This window comes from Brevibacterium luteolum, assembly GCF_025147615.1.
GTDB classification, from domain to species: domain Bacteria; phylum Actinomycetota; class Actinomycetes; order Actinomycetales; family Brevibacteriaceae; genus Brevibacterium; species Brevibacterium luteolum.
Map to the genome: position 1 here is coordinate 1 of NZ_JALXPM010000029.1, position 17053 is coordinate 17053.

Genomic DNA, 17053 nt, shown 5'->3' on the forward strand with positions numbered 1-17053 from the left:
ACGCCACCGCAGTGTGTTCCACGGGTGTGCCCCCCCCCCCCCGCGCCCGCGGGGGCCCCCCCCGGGGCCACGGAACGTATGGTGGGCAGACGCGCGGTTCAGCTCACGATATTGAGCGGCTGCTGCCCGTCGTTGATACGGCGGACCTGCTCGGTGAGCATCTGTACGATGCGCGGTTCGAAGGCGGTCGTGTCTCCGCCGATGTGCGGGGTCAGCAGGGTGTTCGGGGTGCCCCACAGCGGGTGGTTCTCCGGCAGCGGCTCGGGGTCGACGACGTCGAGGGCGGCCTGCAGGCGCCCGGAGCGCAGCTCTTCGACGAGCGCATCGGTGTCGACGACCGGGCCGCGGGCGACGTTGACGACGAGTGCGTTGTCCGGCAGCTGGGCGAGGAACGCGGCGTCGACGAGGTGGTGGGTGGCCTCGGTCAGCGGGGTGATGAGGATGACGACCTCGGCGTGCGGCAGCAGCTTCGGCAGCTCGTCCGGCCCATGCACCTGACCGCGGTCATCGGTGCGAGCGCGGGAGGCGACGCGGGTGAGGTCGATGTCGAAGGGCTCTAACCGGGCGGCGATCGCATCGCCGATCTCCCCGACACCGACGATGAGCACCCGGCGGTCCTGCAGGGACCGCCGGCGCCGGTGGTTCCAGGTGCGGGAGGCCATGTCGCGGGCGGCTGCGTCGATGCCGCGCAGCTTGGCGAGCACTAAGGCGACGGCGAGTTCGGCGGTGCCGCCGGTGTGCACGCCCGAGGCGGTGGCGACGGTGTAGCCCTCGTCGAGAAGGTGGGCGACGGGGTCATAGCCGGTGGTCTGCAGCAGCACCGTCTTGAGGTTCTCCAGCTGCGGGATCAGCTCGATCGTCGGGCCGAAGTCGGTGTAGGGCAGGATGAGGACGTCGACGTCGTCCGGGCTGGTCTTGTCGGACTTCTCCTCAGCGGAGTACACGACGAGGTCGACGTTGGCGCGCTGATGAGCCGGGATCCGGGCGATGACCCGGTCGCGCAGCTCGGAGTCAGGGAAGGCGATAGTGCGGATGCTCTGGGCGCTCATGACAGTCTGCGTGCTCATGCCGCCATTGTGTCATCCTTCCCCGCCCGGCTGACAGCGGCGCGCGGCTCAGCTGCGGAGCAGTTCGGCGAACGGCGTCACGGCGTTCGGGTCGAGTGCGTCGACCGGCCCGCGGCGCACCGCCGGCGTGGCGACCTGCGCGGCGAACTGCGGCCGGTCACCGGCTTGCTGCCGGTCGCCGCCGTGCTGCGGTGCCTCCGTTTCCCCAGGGGCGGGCTCGGATTCCGGCAGACCGGGCCCGGCTGCTTCCTCCCCGGCCGCTTCCTCTCCTGCCGCTGCTGGGCGCAGCGCGTGCACGAGGTCTGCCAGTTCGGCACCGGCTGTCGTGATCCGTTCGGCGAGGCCGCCGCGTTCCCCCATGCCCGAGGCGTCCGCACCCCAGTCGTCGGTGGCGGCGAATACCGCGGTCGGGACGATGATCGCCTTGAGGTAGCTCAGCAGCGGGCGCAGGCTCGTCTCAGCCGCCAGCGAATGCCGGGCGGTGCCGCCGGTCAAACCGATGAGCACCGGAGTGCCGGCGAGCGCGGCATCATCGATGAGCTGGAAGAACAGCGTCTGCAGACCCACCGGCTGGCTGTTGTAGATCGGAGCGACGGTGATGAGCGCATCGGCCCGCTGCACAGCGGCGAAGGCGTCCTCCAGGGCCGGCGAGGGCAGTCCGGAGACGGTTATCGTGACCATCTCCTTAGCCAGCGTGCGCAGATTGATCTCAGTGACCGTGACCTCAGGCGCGGTGGTCTCCAGCGCCGAGGCGGTGGCGGCGGCAAGCCGGGCGGCCAGTCGCGTGGTCGTCGAGTCCTCGCTCAGGCCGGTGGCGACAGTGACGATCTCACACATCGGTGTCCTCCTCTGGGGTGGTGCTCTGCCGGCCGCCGGGCACCGGGTCGTTGCCGGCGCGGTGGCGTGCGACGAGCCAGTCGTGGGTCGGTGAGTCGGGCACGTCGGCCGGGCGGGCGGCGTCCATCTCGCGGCGGATGACCGGGGCGACCTTGGTGCCGAGGATCTCGACCTGGCGCAGCACGACGTCATGGGGCAGGCCGGCGTGGTCGACGAGGAAGAGCAGCCGCTGGAAGTCTCCAGCCCATTCGCGCATGCCGAGGTAGCGTTCGATGACCTGCTGCGGGGAGCCGACGGTCAGCGGCGTCTGGGCGGTGAAGTCCTCCAGGGACGGGCCGTGGCCGTAGACCGGGGCGTTGTCGAAGTACGGGCGGAAGAACTTCACGGCGTCCTGCGATTTCTCATCCATGAACACCTGCCCGCCGAGGCCCACGAAGGCCTGTTCGGCGGCGCCGTGGCCATAGTGGGCGTAGCGCTGCCGGTAGAGGTTGACCATCCGGGCGGTGTGGGATTCGGGCCAGAAGATGTTGTTGTGGAAGAAGCCGTCGCCGTAGTAGGCGGCCTGCTCGGCGATCTCCGGGGACCGAATCGAGCCGTGCCACACGAACGGCGGCACATCGTCGAGCGGGAACGGTGTGACAGTGTAGCCCTCCAGCGGGCTGCGGAACTTGCCCTGCCATGAGATGTTCTTCTCCCGCCACAGCCGGTGGAGCAGGTTGTAGTTCTCCACCGCCAGCGGGATGCCCTGGCGGATGTCCTTGCCGAACCACGGGTAGACCGGCCCGGTGTTGCCCCGGCCCATCATGAGCGAGAGCCGACCGGCAGACAGGTGCTGGGCCATCGCGTAGTCCTCAGCCATGTTGACCGGGTCGTTGGTGGTGATGAGCGAGGTCGCCGTCGACAGCCGCAGCGTGGTCGTGCGCGCGGCGATGTGGGCCAGCAGCACCGGCGGGGTGCCGGGGGCGACGAAGGGCGGATTGTGGTGCTCGCCGACGGCGAAGGTGTCGAGTCCTGCCTGCTCAGCGGTGGTCGCCAGTTCGATCATGTTCATGATCCGCTGGTGTTCGCTCGGCGCCTGACCGGTGTGCGGGTCCGGTGTGACGTCGCCGATCGAGAAGATGCCGATTTCCACGGCGCTCACCTGCCCCTGCTGATTTAACTTTCAATTACCACTATCGTAACACCGTTCCCAGGCCGGATATTCCGTGCTGAGGCCGCTCCCCTCGCACACGGTGCGGCATCGGCGAGATGTTCGAAGCTGGCAGCTCGCACACAGTGACAATGATCACGCTGTGGGTGCGGAGCAGGAGCCGCAACCGCCTCGGGCGCGGTGCTGTGAAGAGGACTACGATGGCGACTGCGGAAGCTGTCAGCCGAGTCCCGGATGCGCCTGACGCCGGCCCTTGGCGGTTCACTCGGAGGCGAAAGCAGTGATGATGCTGACCCCGGGTCGATACGCAGCGGGATCGCCCAGGCTGAGAAAGCGCAGAGCCGTGAGTGTGGTCACCATGGACGAGTGTGGTCACCACGGGATGGACAGGTGCCACCCGTCTTGTGCGCACATGGTCGTGAGTGCAGTCCGGCTTTCCTGTGAGCCGGCTCAGGCCATTGGGCGTGAGCCAGCCGACAGGAGGCGGGCGTTCAGCCGGCGAGGTGACGTTCCGGCTTCCCCATCAGATCCACAGGGCAGGATCTTCGAGCTTCCACTCATTGGCTTGTCGGCCGTCGCGGGGTTGTCGGATCGTCGCGGGGATGCCGACGGCCGTCGAACCCTCCGGGACGTCCTTGACGACGACGGCGTTCGCCCCGACCGAGGAGCCCGAGCCGACGGTGACTGGGCCGATGATCTTCGCGCCTGCGCCGATCATGACGTTGTCGCCGATGGTCGGGTGCCGCTTGACCTGCTCCATCGTCGCCCCGCCGAGGGTGACCTGGTGATAGAGCATCACGTCGTCGCCGATCTCGGCGGTCTCGCCGATGACGACGCCGTTGGCGTGGTCGATGAAGAAGCGCCGGCCGATCGTGGCCCCGGGGTGGATCTCCACGCCGGTGAGCGTGCGCACCGCCTGGGACAGCAGACGCGCCGGGACCTTGCCGGCTTCGTGCTGCCACAGCTTGTGGATGCCGCGATGTGCCCAGATGGCGTGCAGGCCCGGGTAGCTGATGAGCGTGACGAGGTCGTTGCGGGCAGCCGGGTCACGGCGCTTGGCGGTGTCGAGATCCTCGCGCAGGGCCTGGCGGAATGCCGGCCGGGCGGCATAGGCGGCTCCGAGCGCGGCAGCCGAGGCGGCCGCCGCGCCGATCGCGAGTCGTTGCAGTGCTGACATGCCCAGATCAGTCCATGTAGTCCGCGTAGAGCGGAGTCGACAGGTAGCGCTCACCGAAGCTGGGGATGATGACGACGATCCGCTTGCCGGCGAACTCCGGACGCGAGCCGAGCTTCTCAGCAGCCGCGACGGCGGCACCGGAGGAGATGCCGACGAGGATGCCCTCTTCGCGGGCGACCTGGCGGGCCTTCTCCATCGCCTCGTCATCGTCGATGGCAAAGACCTCGTCGTAGATCTCGGTGTCGAGCACGGTCGGTACGAAGTTCGCGCCGATGCCCTGGATCTTGTGCGGACCGGCAGTGCCTTCGCTCAGCAGCGGCGAGGCGGCCGGCTCGACGGCGGCGATCGTGACGTCCGGGTTGTGCTTGCGCAGCACCTCGCCCACACCGGTGATGGTGCCGCCGGTGCCGATTCCGGCGACGAAGGCATCGACCTGGCCGTCGGTGTCGGCGAGGATCTCCTCGGCAGTGGTTTCGCGGTGGATCTGCGGATTGGCTGGGTTGTCGAACTGGCGGGCCAGCACGGTGTTGTCCTGCTTGCCGATCTCCTCAGCCTTGGCGACGGCGCCCTTCATACCCTCCTCCTTCGGGGTGAGGACGAGTTCGGCACCGAAAGCGCGCAACAGCGCGCGGCGCTCCTTCGACATCGATTCGGGCATCGTGAGGATGACCTTGTAGCCGCGGGCCGCGCCGACCATGGCCAGCGCGATGCCGGTGTTGCCGCTGGTGCCTTCGACGATCGTGCCACCGGGGCGCAGCTCGCCGGACTTCTCAGCCGCGTCGATCATCGCGACGCCGATGCGGTCCTTGACCGAGTTCGCCGGGTTGTAGAACTCGAGCTTTCCAACGATTTCCGCGCCGCTGCGCTCGCTGGCCTTGTTGAGTCGTACGAGCGGTGTCCGTCCGACCAGCTCAGAAATATTGGAATAGATGTTCACGGGCGTGTCCTTTCGATTCGCACGTCTGGGCTGAGCCGTGGCTCGACTCAGCAGAGAGGGTTACGTCGACAGCGAAGAGCAGGACAGCTGCAAGCGCTGAGCTCTTCGCTCACACACCAGCCAATGGCTTCAGCTGCTGATGACTGCGGGAGGCAGTTCTACTGCGCTCAACCGCGTTCGGTCTCAGCTTATTCCGGCAGCGGGTCAACTGGTAATCCTGTCCGGGGCGCGGACGCAGATCACGTCTGTGCTGGCGTCGTCCGAGCCGGGCCGGGCGCTAGACTCAGGTGCCATGACCATTCATCCCATCGTCGTCTACGGTGAGCCGGTGCTGCACCGCAAAGCCGAGAAGATCGAGTCCTTCGATGCTGAGCTCGCCGAGCTCATCGATGACATGTTCGAGACCCTGGCCGCCTCGAACGGGGTGGGCCTGGCGGCTCCGCAGATCGGCGTGGGCAAGCAGATCTTCGTCTACGACTCCGATGATGAGGTCGCCGGTGTGCGCCGGCGCGGCGTGTTCGTCAACCCGATCCTCGTCGCCTCGAAGATCCCCGACGGGCGCCCGAGCATCGAGGACGAGTCGGAAGGCTGCCTGTCGGTGCCGGCTCTGGACTTCCCGCTCAAGCGTGCCCACAAGGTCACAATCAACGGAGTCGACGGCGCCGGTGAGCCGGTGTCGCTGACGGTCGAGGGCTGGTTCGCCAGGATCATGCAGCACGAGTACGACCACCTGCAGGGCACCCTGTACGTCGACCGGCTTGATCGGAAGTGGTCGAAGAAGTGGAAGCGAGCGCAGCGCGAGTTCGGCTACAACGAACCGGGCCTGTCCTGGCTGCCGGGCACCGACGAGGATCCGTTCGGGCACTGAGCTGATACGCGGGTACTGACCCGCGCTGGCCCGATGTGCGTTTCGTGCAGAATCGACGATCGTCGAGTCGACACGAACAGCACAACCGCCGGTTAGGACAGGTGGCGCTGCTCGCGGTTCTGACCGAGCTGCTCCCCTGCCCGGTTCAGGCCGAGCTGCTCGTCGACCTGCTTCTGGGCGCGGGCGATCTTCGAATCCAGTTCGTCGAGGTCGTCGAAGCCTTCAGCGGTGACTGTCAGTTCGCGCAGCAGCTCATTGATCGACTCGGCGTGTGCTTCGGCTTCGATGTTGAGTTCCTGCAGACGCCAGTCGGCATTCTCGTCATCGGCGGTACGGGAGATGACGTCGAGCACGCGCGAACCGATCTCGCGTGAGCGTTCGGTCTGGTCGAGCATGAGCAGTTGCTGGTCGAGTTTGCGCAGCCGCTCATAGTAGGCGTTGAGTGCCAGCACCCGGTCGACCATGGACGAGAACGCGCGGGTGAGCTGTCGCAGGTAGGCGACGATCTGCTTGTCGGTCGACGGGTCGGCAGGCATGCCGCCGCCGGCGTTGAAGTTGGTCTGGCGCATCTGCTCAAGCTCAGCGCGGATCTCGACGAGTTCGACGAGACGACGTCCGATCGAGGCGACCGCGTGATCGAGATCGACCCGGGAGACGTGGTCCTGCATAATCGGGTGCGTCCACGCACGCGTCCGGGCGATCTTCTGCGCGGTCACGACAGTCAGGTGGAACAACCGCTGCTCGTCGGTGTCCTGGCCCTTCGTCAGTCCCGGTACCCAGCCGAGGCGCTCAGGAGTGATCCACTCCGCGCCGCTTGCCGATTCCTTGGCCTTGCGGTCGAGCCGGCGCGGATCCTTGCGGTACTTCCAGCCGGTATAGCCTGCACCGGCAGCGGAGATCGTTCCGATGATGCCGGTGGTGATGACACCGCCTTCAGGCACGGACTCGAAGACGCTGATGAGCACCGTCGGCAGAGCGGCGATTCCCGTCGCGATCGCGCCAGCGGTGGTGGCAGCTGCGAACTTCACCCGCGAGCGGATGAGGTTGCGTGACATCCCGGCGGTGACGAGCTGGGGGCTCGGTTCGGTGGCGTCAACGCGGTAGCTGCGTGCGCGCCAGACATTGCGGACGTTCTCGGAAACAGAATCGGGCACCAGAATCCGGTAGGTCGGCAGCGTGCCGGCACAGCTGCGCTCCCACAGGGACTTCCACGAGATCGTGGCCATCTGCACTCCTCCGGTGAGCAGGCGGGCGAGGTTGCCGACAGTGTACGCCGCCGGTCTGAGGCTTCTCTGAACGCAGATGTCGACAACACGCACGCGCCCGCAGCGAACTGGGGTCCGCTGCGGGCGCGTGTGGTGTATCAGCCCCTGGCTGGGCAGGTCAGCTGTTGATCTTGGCCATGATCATTTCGCGGGCCTTGCCGGCATCGGCCTGGCCGCGGGTGGCCTTCATGATCGGGCCCATGAGGGCGCCGATCGCCTGCATCTTGCCGCCCTTGATCTTCTCGACGACATCCGGGTTCGCCGCGATCGCGTCATCGACAGCGGCTTCGAGCGCGCCGTCGTCCTGGACGATCTCCAGCCCCTCAGCCTCCATCACCTCGGTCGGGCTGCCCTTGCCGGCGATGACGCCGGCGAGCGCCTTGCGGGCGAGCTTGTCGTTGAGCTTGCCGGCCTTCACCAGGCCTGCCAGCTCGGCGACATGGGCTGCAGTGACGAGAGTCGTGACCTCGGCGTCCTCCTGCTTGGCCACCCGGGCGATCTCACCGGTCCACCATTTGCGGGCGGCAGCCGGCTCAGCACCGGCAGCGACCGTCTCTTCAATGACGTCGAGCAGACCGGCGTTGATGACATCGCGCATCTCAAGTTCGGAGAAGCCCCACGCATCGAGCAGGCGGCGGCGCTTGGCGGCCGGCAGCTCCGGCAGTTCGGCGCGCAGATGTTCGACCCATTCGCGCGGCGGCTCGACCGGCACGAGGTCCGGCTCCGGGAAGTAGCGGTAGTCATCCGAATCGGACTTCACCCGGCCCGAGGATGTCTCGCCGGTCTCCTCATGGAAGTGGCGGGTCTCCTGCAGCACCTGCTCACCGGCTTCGAGCACAGCGGCCTGGCGAGCGATCTCGTAGCGCACGGCACGCTCGATCGAGCGGAAGGAGTTGACGTTCTTCGTCTCTGTGCGGGTGCCCAGCGGTGCGTCGGACGATTCGCGCAGCGAAACGTTGATGTCGGCACGCACATTGCCCTGCTCCATCCGCGCCTCGGACACCCCGAGGGCGCGGAAGATGTCGCGCAGGGTGCGCACATAGGCGGCCGCCACCTCGGGAGCGCGCTCCCCGGTCCCGGTGATCGGGCGGGTGACGATCTCGACGAGCGGCACACCGGCACGGTTGTAGTCGACAAGCGAGTACTCCGCGCCGTGGATGCGGCCGGAACCGCCGACGTGGGTGTTCTTGCCGGCGTCCTCCTCCATGTGGGCACGTTCGATGTCGACGGTGATGAGCGCACCGTCCTCGAGCTCGACCTCCAGGGATCCGTCATAGGCGATCGGCTCATCGTACTGGGAGGTCTGGAAGTTCTTCGCCAAGTCCGGATAGAAGTAGTTCTTCCGGGCGAACCGGCAGGACTCGGCGATGTCGCAGCCAAGCGCCAGGCCGATCTTGATCGCGTACTCGACCGCGGTCTCATTCACCACCGGCAGCGCGCCGGGCAGGCCGAGCGAGACCGGGGTGACGTTCTCGTTCGCGCCGACTCCGAAACTGTTGGGGGCGGCGTCGAACATCTTCGTGGCGGTGCCGAGCTCGACGTGGACCTCGATGCCGAGCACCGGGTCGTACTTCTTGATGGCGTCTTCGTACTTCATCTCACGTCCTCACAGTTCCGGCGCGGCGGCGAGCACGCCAACCCCGCGAGTCTCGTTGACGGCAGCCTCGATGCCGGCGCCGATCTCATACAGGCGCACATCCTCACGGGCCGGGGCGAGCAGCTGGAAGCCCACCGGCAGCCCGTCGGCCACACCGGCCGGCACGCTCATGCCCGGTACGCCGGCGAGGTTGGCCGGGATGGTCGCGACATCGCCGAGGTACAGCGACATCGGGTCCATCTCCTTGGCAGCGCCCAGGTCGAAGGCCGTCGTCGGGGCAGTCGGCGAGACGAGCACATCGGCAGTCTCGAAGGCCTTGGCAAAGTCGCGCTGGACCAGTGTGCGGACCTTCTGGGCCGAACCGTAGTAGGCGTCGTAGTAGCCGGCCGAGAGCGCATAGGTGCCGAGGATGATGCGGCGCTTGACCTCCGCGCCGAATCCGGCGGCGCGCGTGGCGGCCATGACAGTCTCCGCGGTGACCGGGCCCTCCTCGGGCTCGACCCGCAGGCCGAAGCGCATGCCGTCGTAGCGGGCGAGGTTCGAGGACACCTCCGAGGGCATGATGAGGTAGTAGGCCTCAACGGCGTAGGCGAAGCTCGGGCAGTCGATGTCGACGATCTCAGCCCCGGCAGCTGCGGCGATCCGCAGCGCCTCGTCGAAGACGGCTCTGACGCCGGGCTCCACGCCGTCACCGGTGAGCTGGCGGATGACGCCCAGGCGCTTGCCTGCCAGGCTGCCAGAAGCAGCCCCGGCCTCAGCGGCGGCGAGGAAGCCGGTCGCCTGGTCCCGCAGCGAGGTCGAGTCGTGCGGGTCGTGGCCGGCGAGCACTTCGTGCAGGGCGGCGGCGTCGGCGACGGTGCGGCCCATCGGGCCGACCTGGTCGAGGCTGGAGGCCATCGCGATGACTCCATAGCGGGAGACCGAGCCGTAGGTCGGCTTGACGCCGACGGTGCCGGTGAAGGCGGCCGGCTGGCGGACCGAACCACCCGTGTCAGTGCCGACGGACAGCGGCGCCTCATAGGCGGCCAGCGCTGCCGCGGCACCGCCGGAGGAGCCGCCGGGGACCTTCGTGGTATCCCACGGGTTGGCCGTCGGACCGAAGGCGGAGTTCTCGGTGGTCGCACCCATGGCGAACTCATCGAGGTTCGTCTTGCCCAGCAGCGGCATGCCCGCTTCCTGGGTGTGGCGGTAGACGGTGCCCGAGTATGGCGGCACCCAGCCTTCGAGCATCTTCGAGGCGGCCGTCGTCGCCACGTCCTCGGTGACGATGAGGTCCTTGTGCGCGACCGGCACACCGGCCAGCGGGTGCAGGGTCTCACCTGCGGCCCGGCGTCGGTCGACGTCAGCGGCGGTGGCCAGGGCGGCATCGGCGGTGACGGTGATGAAGGCGCCGATGGTCTCATCGACGGCACCGATCCGGTCGAGGTGGGCCTGGGTGACCTCGGTCGAGGTGTAGTCGCCGGCCCGCATGCCGGCGGCGAGGTCGAGCGCGCTCAGGCGCGTGAGATCTGCCATCAGTCCTCCCCGAGGATCTGCGGGACGAGGAACTTGCCGTCTTCACTGGCCGGGGCGCCGGAGAGCGCCTCGTCGGCAGTGAGCGTCTCGCCGACGGTGTCCGGGCGCATGACGTTGCTCAGCGGAATCGGGTGGCTGGTGGCCGGCACCTCGTCGGTGGCGACCTCCTGGACGGCGGCCACGCTGGAGAGAATGGCGTTGAGGTCGCCGGTGAGTGCGGCCTGCTCCTCATCGGTCAGGGCGATCCGGGCGAGGTCGGCCAGGTGGCTGACCTCAGCGGCGGTGATCGCGGATGTCTGCGACATCGTCACCCCTTCATTGTTCGCGTTCGTGTCACAGACGAGTCTAACCGGCGCCTGGCCACCTGCGGGTGCCAACGCTCTGCCTCGGTCAGGCAGCCGATTCGTTGCGGATGTAGCCGGCGACTTCGGTGAGGAACCGCTCTGCGGCCGCGGGGGTGGCGTGGCCGTTGGCCACTGCCCGGCTGAGGTCGGCGGCCAGCCCGTTCACCCGCGCCTGCGCGCTGTCGGCTGGCAGTGCGGCGTCACCGGTGTGCCTGCTCGTGGCCGTGCCCGAGGAGGGGGTGTCGTCGTCATCGTCGTCGTCCTTGCGGGTGGGCCGGGTCTCCTGGCCCGAGGCGGTGGGCAGGTAGGCGGCTTCCGGTGCTGCGGTGCGTCCGACCTCGGCGATGGCAGCCCGCAGGGTGTCGCTGTTCTCGACGAGTTCGGCTGTCGCTTCCTGGACGGCGATGGCAGGGGTGTCGGGAAGTGCCTGCGTGTCGATGAGCCGGGTGACGTGGCCGGCGCCGAAGACGATGCCGGAGACGAGTGCCGAGCCGATGACCAGGCGTACGAGAGTCCACATGCCTCCAGTCTGGCACCGGCAGTTGGTGGCCGGCTTCGTCCCGGCTGGGTCTCCGCTGAACCGTAGGCAGAACGGTCCGTGATAGCGGGCGGGGGTTGCCAGAAGCCGGCGACGGCTCCTAGCGTCGAGGCATCACCGAGCGAGTGGAGGACGAATGAGAATCCCGCAGGCGTCGAGATGGATCATCGCCCTGCTCCTGCTGGCGATCGGCAGCCTGGCGCTCGTCTTCGCACCGGGGCTGCACGATCTGGCAGCGGTGTTCTGGGGCCTGGCTCTCATGTCCCTCATCGCCGCACTCGTCATCGCCGTCCGCCGCTGGCGCACCGTGCGGCGCGGCGAGTCCAGCGTGAGCAGCCGACGGCGCCGAGGCCGCGAGAACCGGAGACCTCAGTAGTCGAGGTCGCCTTCGCCGAACCCGTCGACGTCGAAGTCCTCACCGTCGCTGCCGCTTGCCAGCAGTGAGGCAGTCAGGCGCTCCTCATCCCCGCGCAGCTCAGCGACCGCTGCCAGCAGCGACGCATCTTCTGCCTTCTGCCCATCGAGGGCGGCGAGCACCACAGAGCGGCGCACGGCTTCCTTGACGAAGGAGGCGGTGACTCCCTCGGTGCGCGCGGCGGCCTCGTCGAGGGCGGCCGGGGTGAAGCTCAGCTGCTGGGAGTACAGCTCGAACAGGGCACGGCGGGCTGCCGTATCCGGACGCGGGATCTCGACAGCCAAGTCGATGCGGCCCGGCCGCTGCACGAGCGCCTCTTCGAGGGTCTCGGCCCGATTGGTCGTGAGGACAAAGGCGACATCAGCGTCACCGGCCAGTCCGTCGAGGGCATCGAGGACTTCGAAGAGCAGCGGCCGGGCGCCTTCGGAGAAGTCACGGGACTCGGCGACGAGGTCGCAGTCCTCAAGCACCACGATCGCCGGCTGCAGGGCGCGGGCGGTCTCAGCGGCAAGGCTGATCGCCTGCAGGCTCTCCCCAGAGAGCATGATGACGGTGCTGCCGGTGGCCAGTCCGGTGAGGTGGCGGACGGTGTGGGTCTTGCCGGTGCCGGGAGGGCCGTAGAGCAGGATGCCGCGTTTGAGGTGCTGGCCGGCGGCCTGCAACTGCTTCGCCATCTCGGAGATCCCGAGCACGTGGCGACGGATCCGCTTCAGCGTGTCTTCCGGCAGGATCACCTGGTCGGCTGCGATCTGCGGGCGAGGATGGAACTGCACTGCCTGGGAGGCCTCGCCGAAGGCTCCTCCCCCGAAGGTCACGACCTGCCCGCGCAGGGTCGAGCGGGCGTTCATCGCCTCCGCGATCTCGGTGAGCACCTCCTCGGCGGCGATGTCGTCACCGGAGAGGATCGAGACATAGGAGACCAGCTGGCCGAACTCACCGGAGCGGGCCTGCAGCAGCGCCATCGGCTGGCCGTCGCGTTCGAAGAGGGACACCGCCTCCGAAGCGACCCGGCGGCGCGCCTCGGGGCCGGTGGGTACCGACTCGTACTGCACGGCACCGGGGAAGAAGTTGTCGTACCGGTTGGCGATGAGCTCGGTGAAGTCGTAGGAGCCCTCGTCGGTGTTGATGCCGTGGACGGTGCGCTTCTCGCCGAGCACGGCCTCGATGCCGATGTCGAGGTCGGCGTAGCGCCAGACGGGGAACCGTTTGGCGACAGCTTCGAACTCCTCGGCAGGGCCGCCGAGGTGTTCGCTCAGCAGGGCGCGGAAGCTTGGGGACTCGGGGTCGCTGGTGGTACCGTGCTCGGCCATGATGTCGACGAAAGCGGAGAACCGGGTGGCGAAGTCGCGCAGCTCCTCGGGGGTGAAGAGCTCGCGGGCGGACGGGATGGGCTGGGTGCGGGGAGTGTCGTTCATGGCCGCAGTCTAGATCGGCTGGCCGACAGCGGCTCCCAGCCATGCCACAGGCAACGCTCGTGGTCAGCGCAGCACCAGGCGCATTAGCATGGCAGCAGACAGTCCTCGTCCGGCCAGCTGAGAAGAGACGCGCCCATGACCGAGATGTACGAACCCACCCCTGACTCCCGGCCCAGCGATGAGGATGCGTGGTCGGCTGTCGACCGGTTCTTCGAAGACCACCTCGTCGTCGAGGACGAGGCACTTGTGGCAGCCGAGCAGTCCTGTGAGCGCACGACGATGCCGCATGCTGCAGTCTCTGCCGGGCAGGGCCGGCTGCTGAATCTCATCGCGCACATCTCCGGGGCGAAGCGGGTGCTGGAATTCGGCACGCTGGCCGGGTATTCGACGATCTGGCTGGCACGGGCTGTCGGCCCGGCCGGGCAGGTGGTGACCTTGGAACTGGAGGAGTCCAACGCCGAGGTGGCGCGGGAGAATCTCGAGCGTGCTGGGGTCTCCGACCGGGTCGAGGTGTTCGTCGGGCCTGCCGCGGAGTCCGCCGGCAGGCTCATCGCCACCGACACGGAGCCCTTCGATCTCGTCTTCATCGATGCCGACAAGCCGAACAACCCGCAGTACCTGGAGGCGAGCCTCGGGCTCACCCGCCCGGGTGCGGTCATCATCATCGACAACGTCGTAAGAGAAGGCGCGGTCGTCGATCCTGACAGCGCAGATCCGAAGGTCCACGGGGTGCGTGCGGTCACCGAGATGATCGCCGGCAACCCCGAACTCGAGGCCACCGCCGTGCAGACGGTCGGCGGCAAGGGCTGGGACGGGTTCATCCTCGCCCGGCGGGTCTGAGGCAGTCATGGCCACTCGCATGGACGACATGGGCATTGTCGTCGAGGACCTCGATGCCGCGATCGTCTTCTTCACCGAGCTCGGGCTCACCCTCGATGGGCGCTCTGAGGTCGCCGGCCGGTGGGCAGGCCAGGTCACCGGGCTCGGCGATCAGCGCGTCGAGATCGCGATGATGCGCACGAGTGATGGGCACGGGCGTCTGGAGCTCTCCCGGTTCATCGACCCGCCGGTTTCCGCCGATCATCGGCGTGCGCCGGTGAATGCGCTGGGCTATCTGCGCGTCATGTTCGCCGTCGACGATCTCGCCGGTCTGCTCCCCCGGCTGTACGGGCTGGGCGCTGAGCTCGTCAGCGATGACATCGTCACCTACGCCGACGCCTACCGGCTGTGTTACATCCGGGGCCCAGAGGGCATCCTCATCGGGCTGGCCGAAGAACTCGACTGAACCGAGCCGGCCGGTGACCGGTGATGGTCAGTCGGCCACCGCCTCGGGCCCGGCGGCCAGCAGCTTCTCGAACGCCTCCTCATCGAGCACCGGCACGCCGAGGTCCTCGGCCTTCGTCAGCTTCGACCCGGCGTTCTCTCCGGCGATGACGTAGTCGGTCTTCTTCGACACCGAGCCGGCCGCCTTGCCGCCGGCTGCGATGATCGTCTCCTTGATCGAGTCGCGGGTGTAGTTGTCCAGTGAGCCGGTCGCCACGATCGTGAGCCCAGCCAGGGTCTGCGGGCGTCCGGAGTCCTCCGGCGCCTCGTCCTCCATCCGCACCCCGGCGGCCGCCCACTGGTCGACGATCGCTGAATGCCAGTCGACGGTGAACCAGTCGTGCAGGGATTCGGCGATGACCGGTCCGACGCCGTCGATCTCGGAGAGCTCCTCGATCGAGGCGGCGCGGATCCTGTCCATCGACCGGAAGTGATCGGCCAGGGCGCGGGCGGCGACAGGGCCGACGTGGCGGATCGACAGCGCGACGAGCACCCGCCACAGCGGGCGGTCCTTGGCCGCGGCGATCTGCTGCAGCATCCGCTCGGTGTTCGCCCGCGGCTTGCTGCCGTCCTTGGTGTAGAAGTACGGCACAAGCTCGCGTTCGCCCTCGGCGGCATCCTTGCCGCGCTTGTCCTGCCAGACCTTGACGGCGGCGAGGTCCTCGGCGCCGAGGTCGAACAGGCCGACCTCATTGGCCAGCGGCGGCTGGCCCTCCGGCGGGCGGGTGAGGGCATTCGCGGCCTCCTCGCCGAGGGCCTCGATGTCGAGGGCTGCCCGGGAGGCGAGGTATTCGACGCGGTTGGCGACCTGGGCCGGGCAGGTGCGGCTGTTCGGGCAGCGCAGATCCTTGTCGCCCTCCTTCTGCTCATACAGCTCAGTGCCGCAGTCCGGGCAGTGGGTGGGCATGACGAAGGCGTGCTCATCACCGCTGCGGGCGGCGGTGACCGGTCCGAGGATCTCGGGGATGACGTCGCCGGCCTTGCGCAGCACGACGGTGTCGCCGATGAGCACACCCTTGCGTCTGACCTCGTGGGCGTTGTGCAGGGTCGCTTTCTCGACCGTCGAGCCGGCGACGAGCACCGGCTCCATCACCGCGTACGGGGTGACCCGGCCGGTGCGGCCGACGTTGACGCGGATGTCGAGCAGCGTCGTCGTCACCTCCTCCGGCGGGTATTTGAAGGCCATCGCCCAGCGCGGGGCACGGGAGGTGAAGCCGAGTTCGTACTGCTCGTCGAGCTCGTCGACCTTGACGACGACACCGTCGATCTCGTGCAGCACATCGTGGCGGTGCTCGCCGTAGTAGTCGATGTAGTCGTGCACCTCGTCCATCGTCTTCACGACCCGGAAGTACTCGCTGGTCGGCAGGCCCCACGTCTTCAGCTGGGCGTAGACCTCCGACTGGCTCGGGGCCTCGGTGCCCTCGCCGCCGTCTTCGGGCTGCCAGGCGGCGATGCCGTGGACGAGCATGTGCAGCGGGCGCTGCGCGGTGACCTGCGGGTCCTTCTGCCGCAGCGAACCGGCTGCGGAGTTGCGCGGGTTGGCGAACGGGTTCTTGCCGGCTTCGACGAGGGATTCGTTGAGCTGCCGGAACGCTTCGACGGGGATGAACACCTCGCCGCGGATGTCGACGCGTGCCGGGTGCCCGGTGCCGGCGAGCCGGGCGGGGATATCGGCGATGGTGCGCACATTGGCGGTGATGTCCTCACCGGTGTGCCCGTCGCCGCGGGTGGCGGCGCGGACGAGCCGGCCGTGCTCATAGGTGAGGTTGACGGCCAGTCCGTCGATCTTGAGCTCGCACAGGTAGCGGGCCGGTGTGCGGCCGAGGCCGCGGTCGACACGGGCAGCCCAGTCGTCGAGCTCCTCGCGGGAGAAGGCGTTGTCGAGGCTGTACATGCGCTCGGTGTGGACGACCTCGGCGAACAGCTCGGTGTCGACGCCGCCGCCGACGTGCTGGGTCGGTGAGTCGGGGTCCCGGAGTTCGGGGAACCGGTCTTCGATGTCTTCGAGTTCGCGCATGAGCGCGTCGAATTCGGCATCGGAGACGGTCGGGGCGTCCTTGACGTAGTAGCGCTCCCGGTGCTCCTCGATCTCCAGCGCCAGTTCCTTGGCACGGGCCCAGGCGGTGTCGAATGCGCGTCCGTGGGCGGCCGCCTGGGCGATGTCGGCCGAATCGGGGCTGTCGACGATGTCGTCGCCGGAGTCAGAGGAGACGTCTGCAGAAGTGTCGGCACCTGTGGTCATGGGGTTCATTATCCCATCGACCGACGGACATCCGAGTCACGGTGGGGGCGGCAAGGAATAAGGCCTCGACCCCAGCTTCACCACCGAAGCTCACTTCTCCTTTCAATTATTGTTCACAACGGGTAGAGGAGCGACAACTATCTGACTCACCCTACCCGTGCACTCAAGCCATTTCACACGACTAAATGACCTGCTGAAAGTAGAAGGGAATTGCTGAAATATTCACCGCCAAGAAGAAAACCGCACCTACGAGTAGCGTGAGGACTGGAGTATCGACCCGACGATGCATTACAATATACAGCACCAGAGTCGACACAACAGCGATGAGTGGCCAAACCGGGTTCCCGTAAACAAACAAGTCAC

16 protein-coding genes are annotated in these 17053 nt (G+C 67.8%); 4 read left to right on the forward strand and 12 right to left on the reverse strand.

Going from position 1 to position 17053, the window contains the following annotated elements; genetic code table 11:
- Nucleotides 1–98: 98 nt before the first annotated feature.
- From M3C25_RS08520 to cysK, 5 genes are all read right to left on the reverse strand, one after another.
- On the reverse strand, nucleotides 99–1067 hold the full coding sequence (locus M3C25_RS08520; protein WP_257995073.1) for a 2-hydroxyacid dehydrogenase: 969 nt from the start codon (nucleotides 1065–1067) through the stop codon (nucleotides 99–101).
- Nucleotides 1068–1115: 48 nt separating this feature from the next.
- The gene (locus tag M3C25_RS08525; RefSeq protein WP_259855873.1) at nucleotides 1116–1904 is read right to left on the reverse strand and encodes a CE1759 family FMN reductase; all 789 of its coding nucleotides are present in this window, start codon (nucleotides 1902–1904) and stop codon (nucleotides 1116–1118) included.
- Entirely contained in the window at nucleotides 1897–3036 is a 1140-nt protein-coding gene (locus tag M3C25_RS08530) for a CE1758 family FMN-dependent luciferase-like monooxygenase (protein WP_259855908.1), read from the reverse strand. Before M3C25_RS08530 ends, M3C25_RS08525 begins: the two co-directional genes overlap by 8 nt.
- 541 nt (nucleotides 3037–3577) lie before the next feature.
- Nucleotides 3578–4231: a serine O-acetyltransferase EpsC gene (gene epsC, locus M3C25_RS08535; protein WP_259855876.1), complete on the reverse strand. Its 654-nt coding sequence runs from the start codon at nucleotides 4229–4231 to the stop codon at nucleotides 3578–3580.
- Between the two features lie 7 nt (nucleotides 4232–4238).
- Nucleotides 4239–5168 (reverse strand): cysteine synthase A, encoded by a 930-nt coding sequence (cysK, locus tag M3C25_RS08540; protein WP_165882464.1) that lies wholly within the window; start codon nucleotides 5166–5168, stop codon nucleotides 4239–4241.
- A 292-nt stretch (nucleotides 5169–5460) separates the two neighbouring features.
- Between cysK and def the strand changes: the two genes are divergently transcribed.
- Nucleotides 5461–6036, forward strand: coding sequence for a peptide deformylase (def, locus tag M3C25_RS08545; protein ID WP_102161676.1), 576 nt, complete (start codon nucleotides 5461–5463; stop codon nucleotides 6034–6036).
- Between the two features lie 92 nt (nucleotides 6037–6128).
- On the opposite strand, the gene M3C25_RS08550 is transcribed toward def, so the two are convergent.
- From M3C25_RS08550 to M3C25_RS08570, 5 genes are all read right to left on the reverse strand, one after another.
- Nucleotides 6129–7262 (reverse strand): hypothetical protein, encoded by a 1134-nt coding sequence (locus tag M3C25_RS08550; protein ID WP_259855879.1) that lies wholly within the window; start codon nucleotides 7260–7262, stop codon nucleotides 6129–6131.
- A gap of 157 nt (nucleotides 7263–7419) precedes the next feature.
- Nucleotides 7420–8898, reverse strand: coding sequence for an Asp-tRNA(Asn)/Glu-tRNA(Gln) amidotransferase subunit GatB (gene gatB, locus M3C25_RS08555; RefSeq protein ID WP_259855881.1), 1479 nt, complete (start codon nucleotides 8896–8898; stop codon nucleotides 7420–7422).
- A 9-nt stretch (nucleotides 8899–8907) separates the two neighbouring features.
- Nucleotides 8908–10413, reverse strand: coding sequence for an Asp-tRNA(Asn)/Glu-tRNA(Gln) amidotransferase subunit GatA (gene gatA / locus M3C25_RS08560; RefSeq protein ID WP_259855883.1), 1506 nt, complete (start codon nucleotides 10411–10413; stop codon nucleotides 8908–8910).
- On the reverse strand, nucleotides 10413–10718 hold the full coding sequence (gatC, locus tag M3C25_RS08565; protein WP_165882458.1) for an Asp-tRNA(Asn)/Glu-tRNA(Gln) amidotransferase subunit GatC: 306 nt from the start codon (nucleotides 10716–10718) through the stop codon (nucleotides 10413–10415). The genes gatA and gatC overlap by 1 nt, the downstream gene beginning before the upstream one ends.
- 85 nt (nucleotides 10719–10803) lie before the next feature.
- Entirely contained in the window at nucleotides 10804–11277 is a 474-nt protein-coding gene (locus M3C25_RS08570; protein WP_259855884.1) for a hypothetical protein, read from the reverse strand.
- A 154-nt stretch (nucleotides 11278–11431) separates the two neighbouring features.
- Here M3C25_RS08570 and M3C25_RS08575 point away from each other — a divergent pair, with 154 nt between their 5' ends.
- Nucleotides 11432–11671, forward strand: a complete 240-nt coding sequence (locus M3C25_RS08575) for a hypothetical protein (protein WP_259855885.1) — start codon at nucleotides 11432–11434, stop codon at nucleotides 11669–11671.
- On the opposite strand, the gene M3C25_RS08580 is transcribed toward M3C25_RS08575, so the two are convergent.
- Complete coding sequence (locus M3C25_RS08580; protein ID WP_259833994.1) at nucleotides 11665–13125, reverse strand: AAA family ATPase; 1461 nt, start codon at nucleotides 13123–13125, stop codon at nucleotides 11665–11667. The two genes, M3C25_RS08575 and M3C25_RS08580, sit on opposite strands and share 7 nt — an antisense overlap.
- A gap of 135 nt (nucleotides 13126–13260) precedes the next feature.
- Here M3C25_RS08580 and M3C25_RS08585 point away from each other — a divergent pair, with 135 nt between their 5' ends.
- Both M3C25_RS08585 and M3C25_RS08590 read left to right on the forward strand, forming a co-directional pair.
- The gene (locus M3C25_RS08585) at nucleotides 13261–13965 is read left to right on the forward strand and encodes an O-methyltransferase (protein ID WP_311200519.1); all 705 of its coding nucleotides are present in this window, start codon (nucleotides 13261–13263) and stop codon (nucleotides 13963–13965) included.
- 7 nt (nucleotides 13966–13972) lie between these two features.
- Entirely contained in the window at nucleotides 13973–14410 is a 438-nt protein-coding gene (locus M3C25_RS08590) for a VOC family protein (RefSeq protein WP_259834002.1), read from the forward strand.
- 27 nt (nucleotides 14411–14437) lie between these two features.
- Here the strand turns inward: M3C25_RS08590 and ligA are convergent, their stop codons facing one another.
- Complete coding sequence (gene ligA / locus M3C25_RS08595; RefSeq protein ID WP_259855887.1) at nucleotides 14438–16690, reverse strand: NAD-dependent DNA ligase LigA; 2253 nt, start codon at nucleotides 16688–16690, stop codon at nucleotides 14438–14440.
- Between the last annotated feature and the right edge of the window lie 363 nt (nucleotides 16691–17053).

Excerpts from the sequence above, each read along its gene's own strand:
- def (WP_102161676.1), top strand. The coding sequence starts at position 5,461 with ATGACCATTCATCCCATCGTCGTCTACGGTGAGCCGGTGCTGCACCGC.
- M3C25_RS08585 (WP_311200519.1), top strand. The coding sequence starts at position 13,261 with ATGACCGAGATGTACGAACCCACCCCTGACTCCCGGCCCAGCGATGAG.
- epsC (WP_259855876.1), bottom strand. The coding sequence starts at position 4,231 with ATGTCAGCACTGCAACGACTCGCGATCGGCGCGGCGGCCGCCTCGGCT.
- M3C25_RS08570 (WP_259855884.1), bottom strand. The coding sequence starts at position 11,277 with ATGTGGACTCTCGTACGCCTGGTCATCGGCTCGGCACTCGTCTCCGGC.
- M3C25_RS08525 (WP_259855873.1), bottom strand. The coding sequence starts at position 1,904 with ATGTGTGAGATCGTCACTGTCGCCACCGGCCTGAGCGAGGACTCGACG.
- M3C25_RS08580 (WP_259833994.1), bottom strand. The coding sequence starts at position 13,125 with ATGAACGACACTCCCCGCACCCAGCCCATCCCGTCCGCCCGCGAGCTC.
- M3C25_RS08520 (WP_257995073.1), bottom strand. The coding sequence starts at position 1,067 with ATGAGCACGCAGACTGTCATGAGCGCCCAGAGCATCCGCACTATCGCC.
- M3C25_RS08550 (WP_259855879.1), bottom strand. The coding sequence starts at position 7,262 with ATGGCCACGATCTCGTGGAAGTCCCTGTGGGAGCGCAGCTGTGCCGGC.
- M3C25_RS08590 (WP_259834002.1), top strand. The coding sequence starts at position 13,973 with ATGGCCACTCGCATGGACGACATGGGCATTGTCGTCGAGGACCTCGAT.
- gatA (WP_259855883.1), bottom strand. The coding sequence starts at position 10,413 with ATGGCAGATCTCACGCGCCTGAGCGCGCTCGACCTCGCCGCCGGCATG.
- ligA (WP_259855887.1), bottom strand. The coding sequence starts at position 16,690 with ATGACCACAGGTGCCGACACTTCTGCAGACGTCTCCTCTGACTCCGGC.
- gatC (WP_165882458.1), bottom strand. The coding sequence starts at position 10,718 with ATGTCGCAGACATCCGCGATCACCGCCGCTGAGGTCAGCCACCTGGCC.
- M3C25_RS08575 (WP_259855885.1), top strand. The coding sequence starts at position 11,432 with ATGAGAATCCCGCAGGCGTCGAGATGGATCATCGCCCTGCTCCTGCTG.
- gatB (WP_259855881.1), bottom strand. The coding sequence starts at position 8,898 with ATGAAGTACGAAGACGCCATCAAGAAGTACGACCCGGTGCTCGGCATC.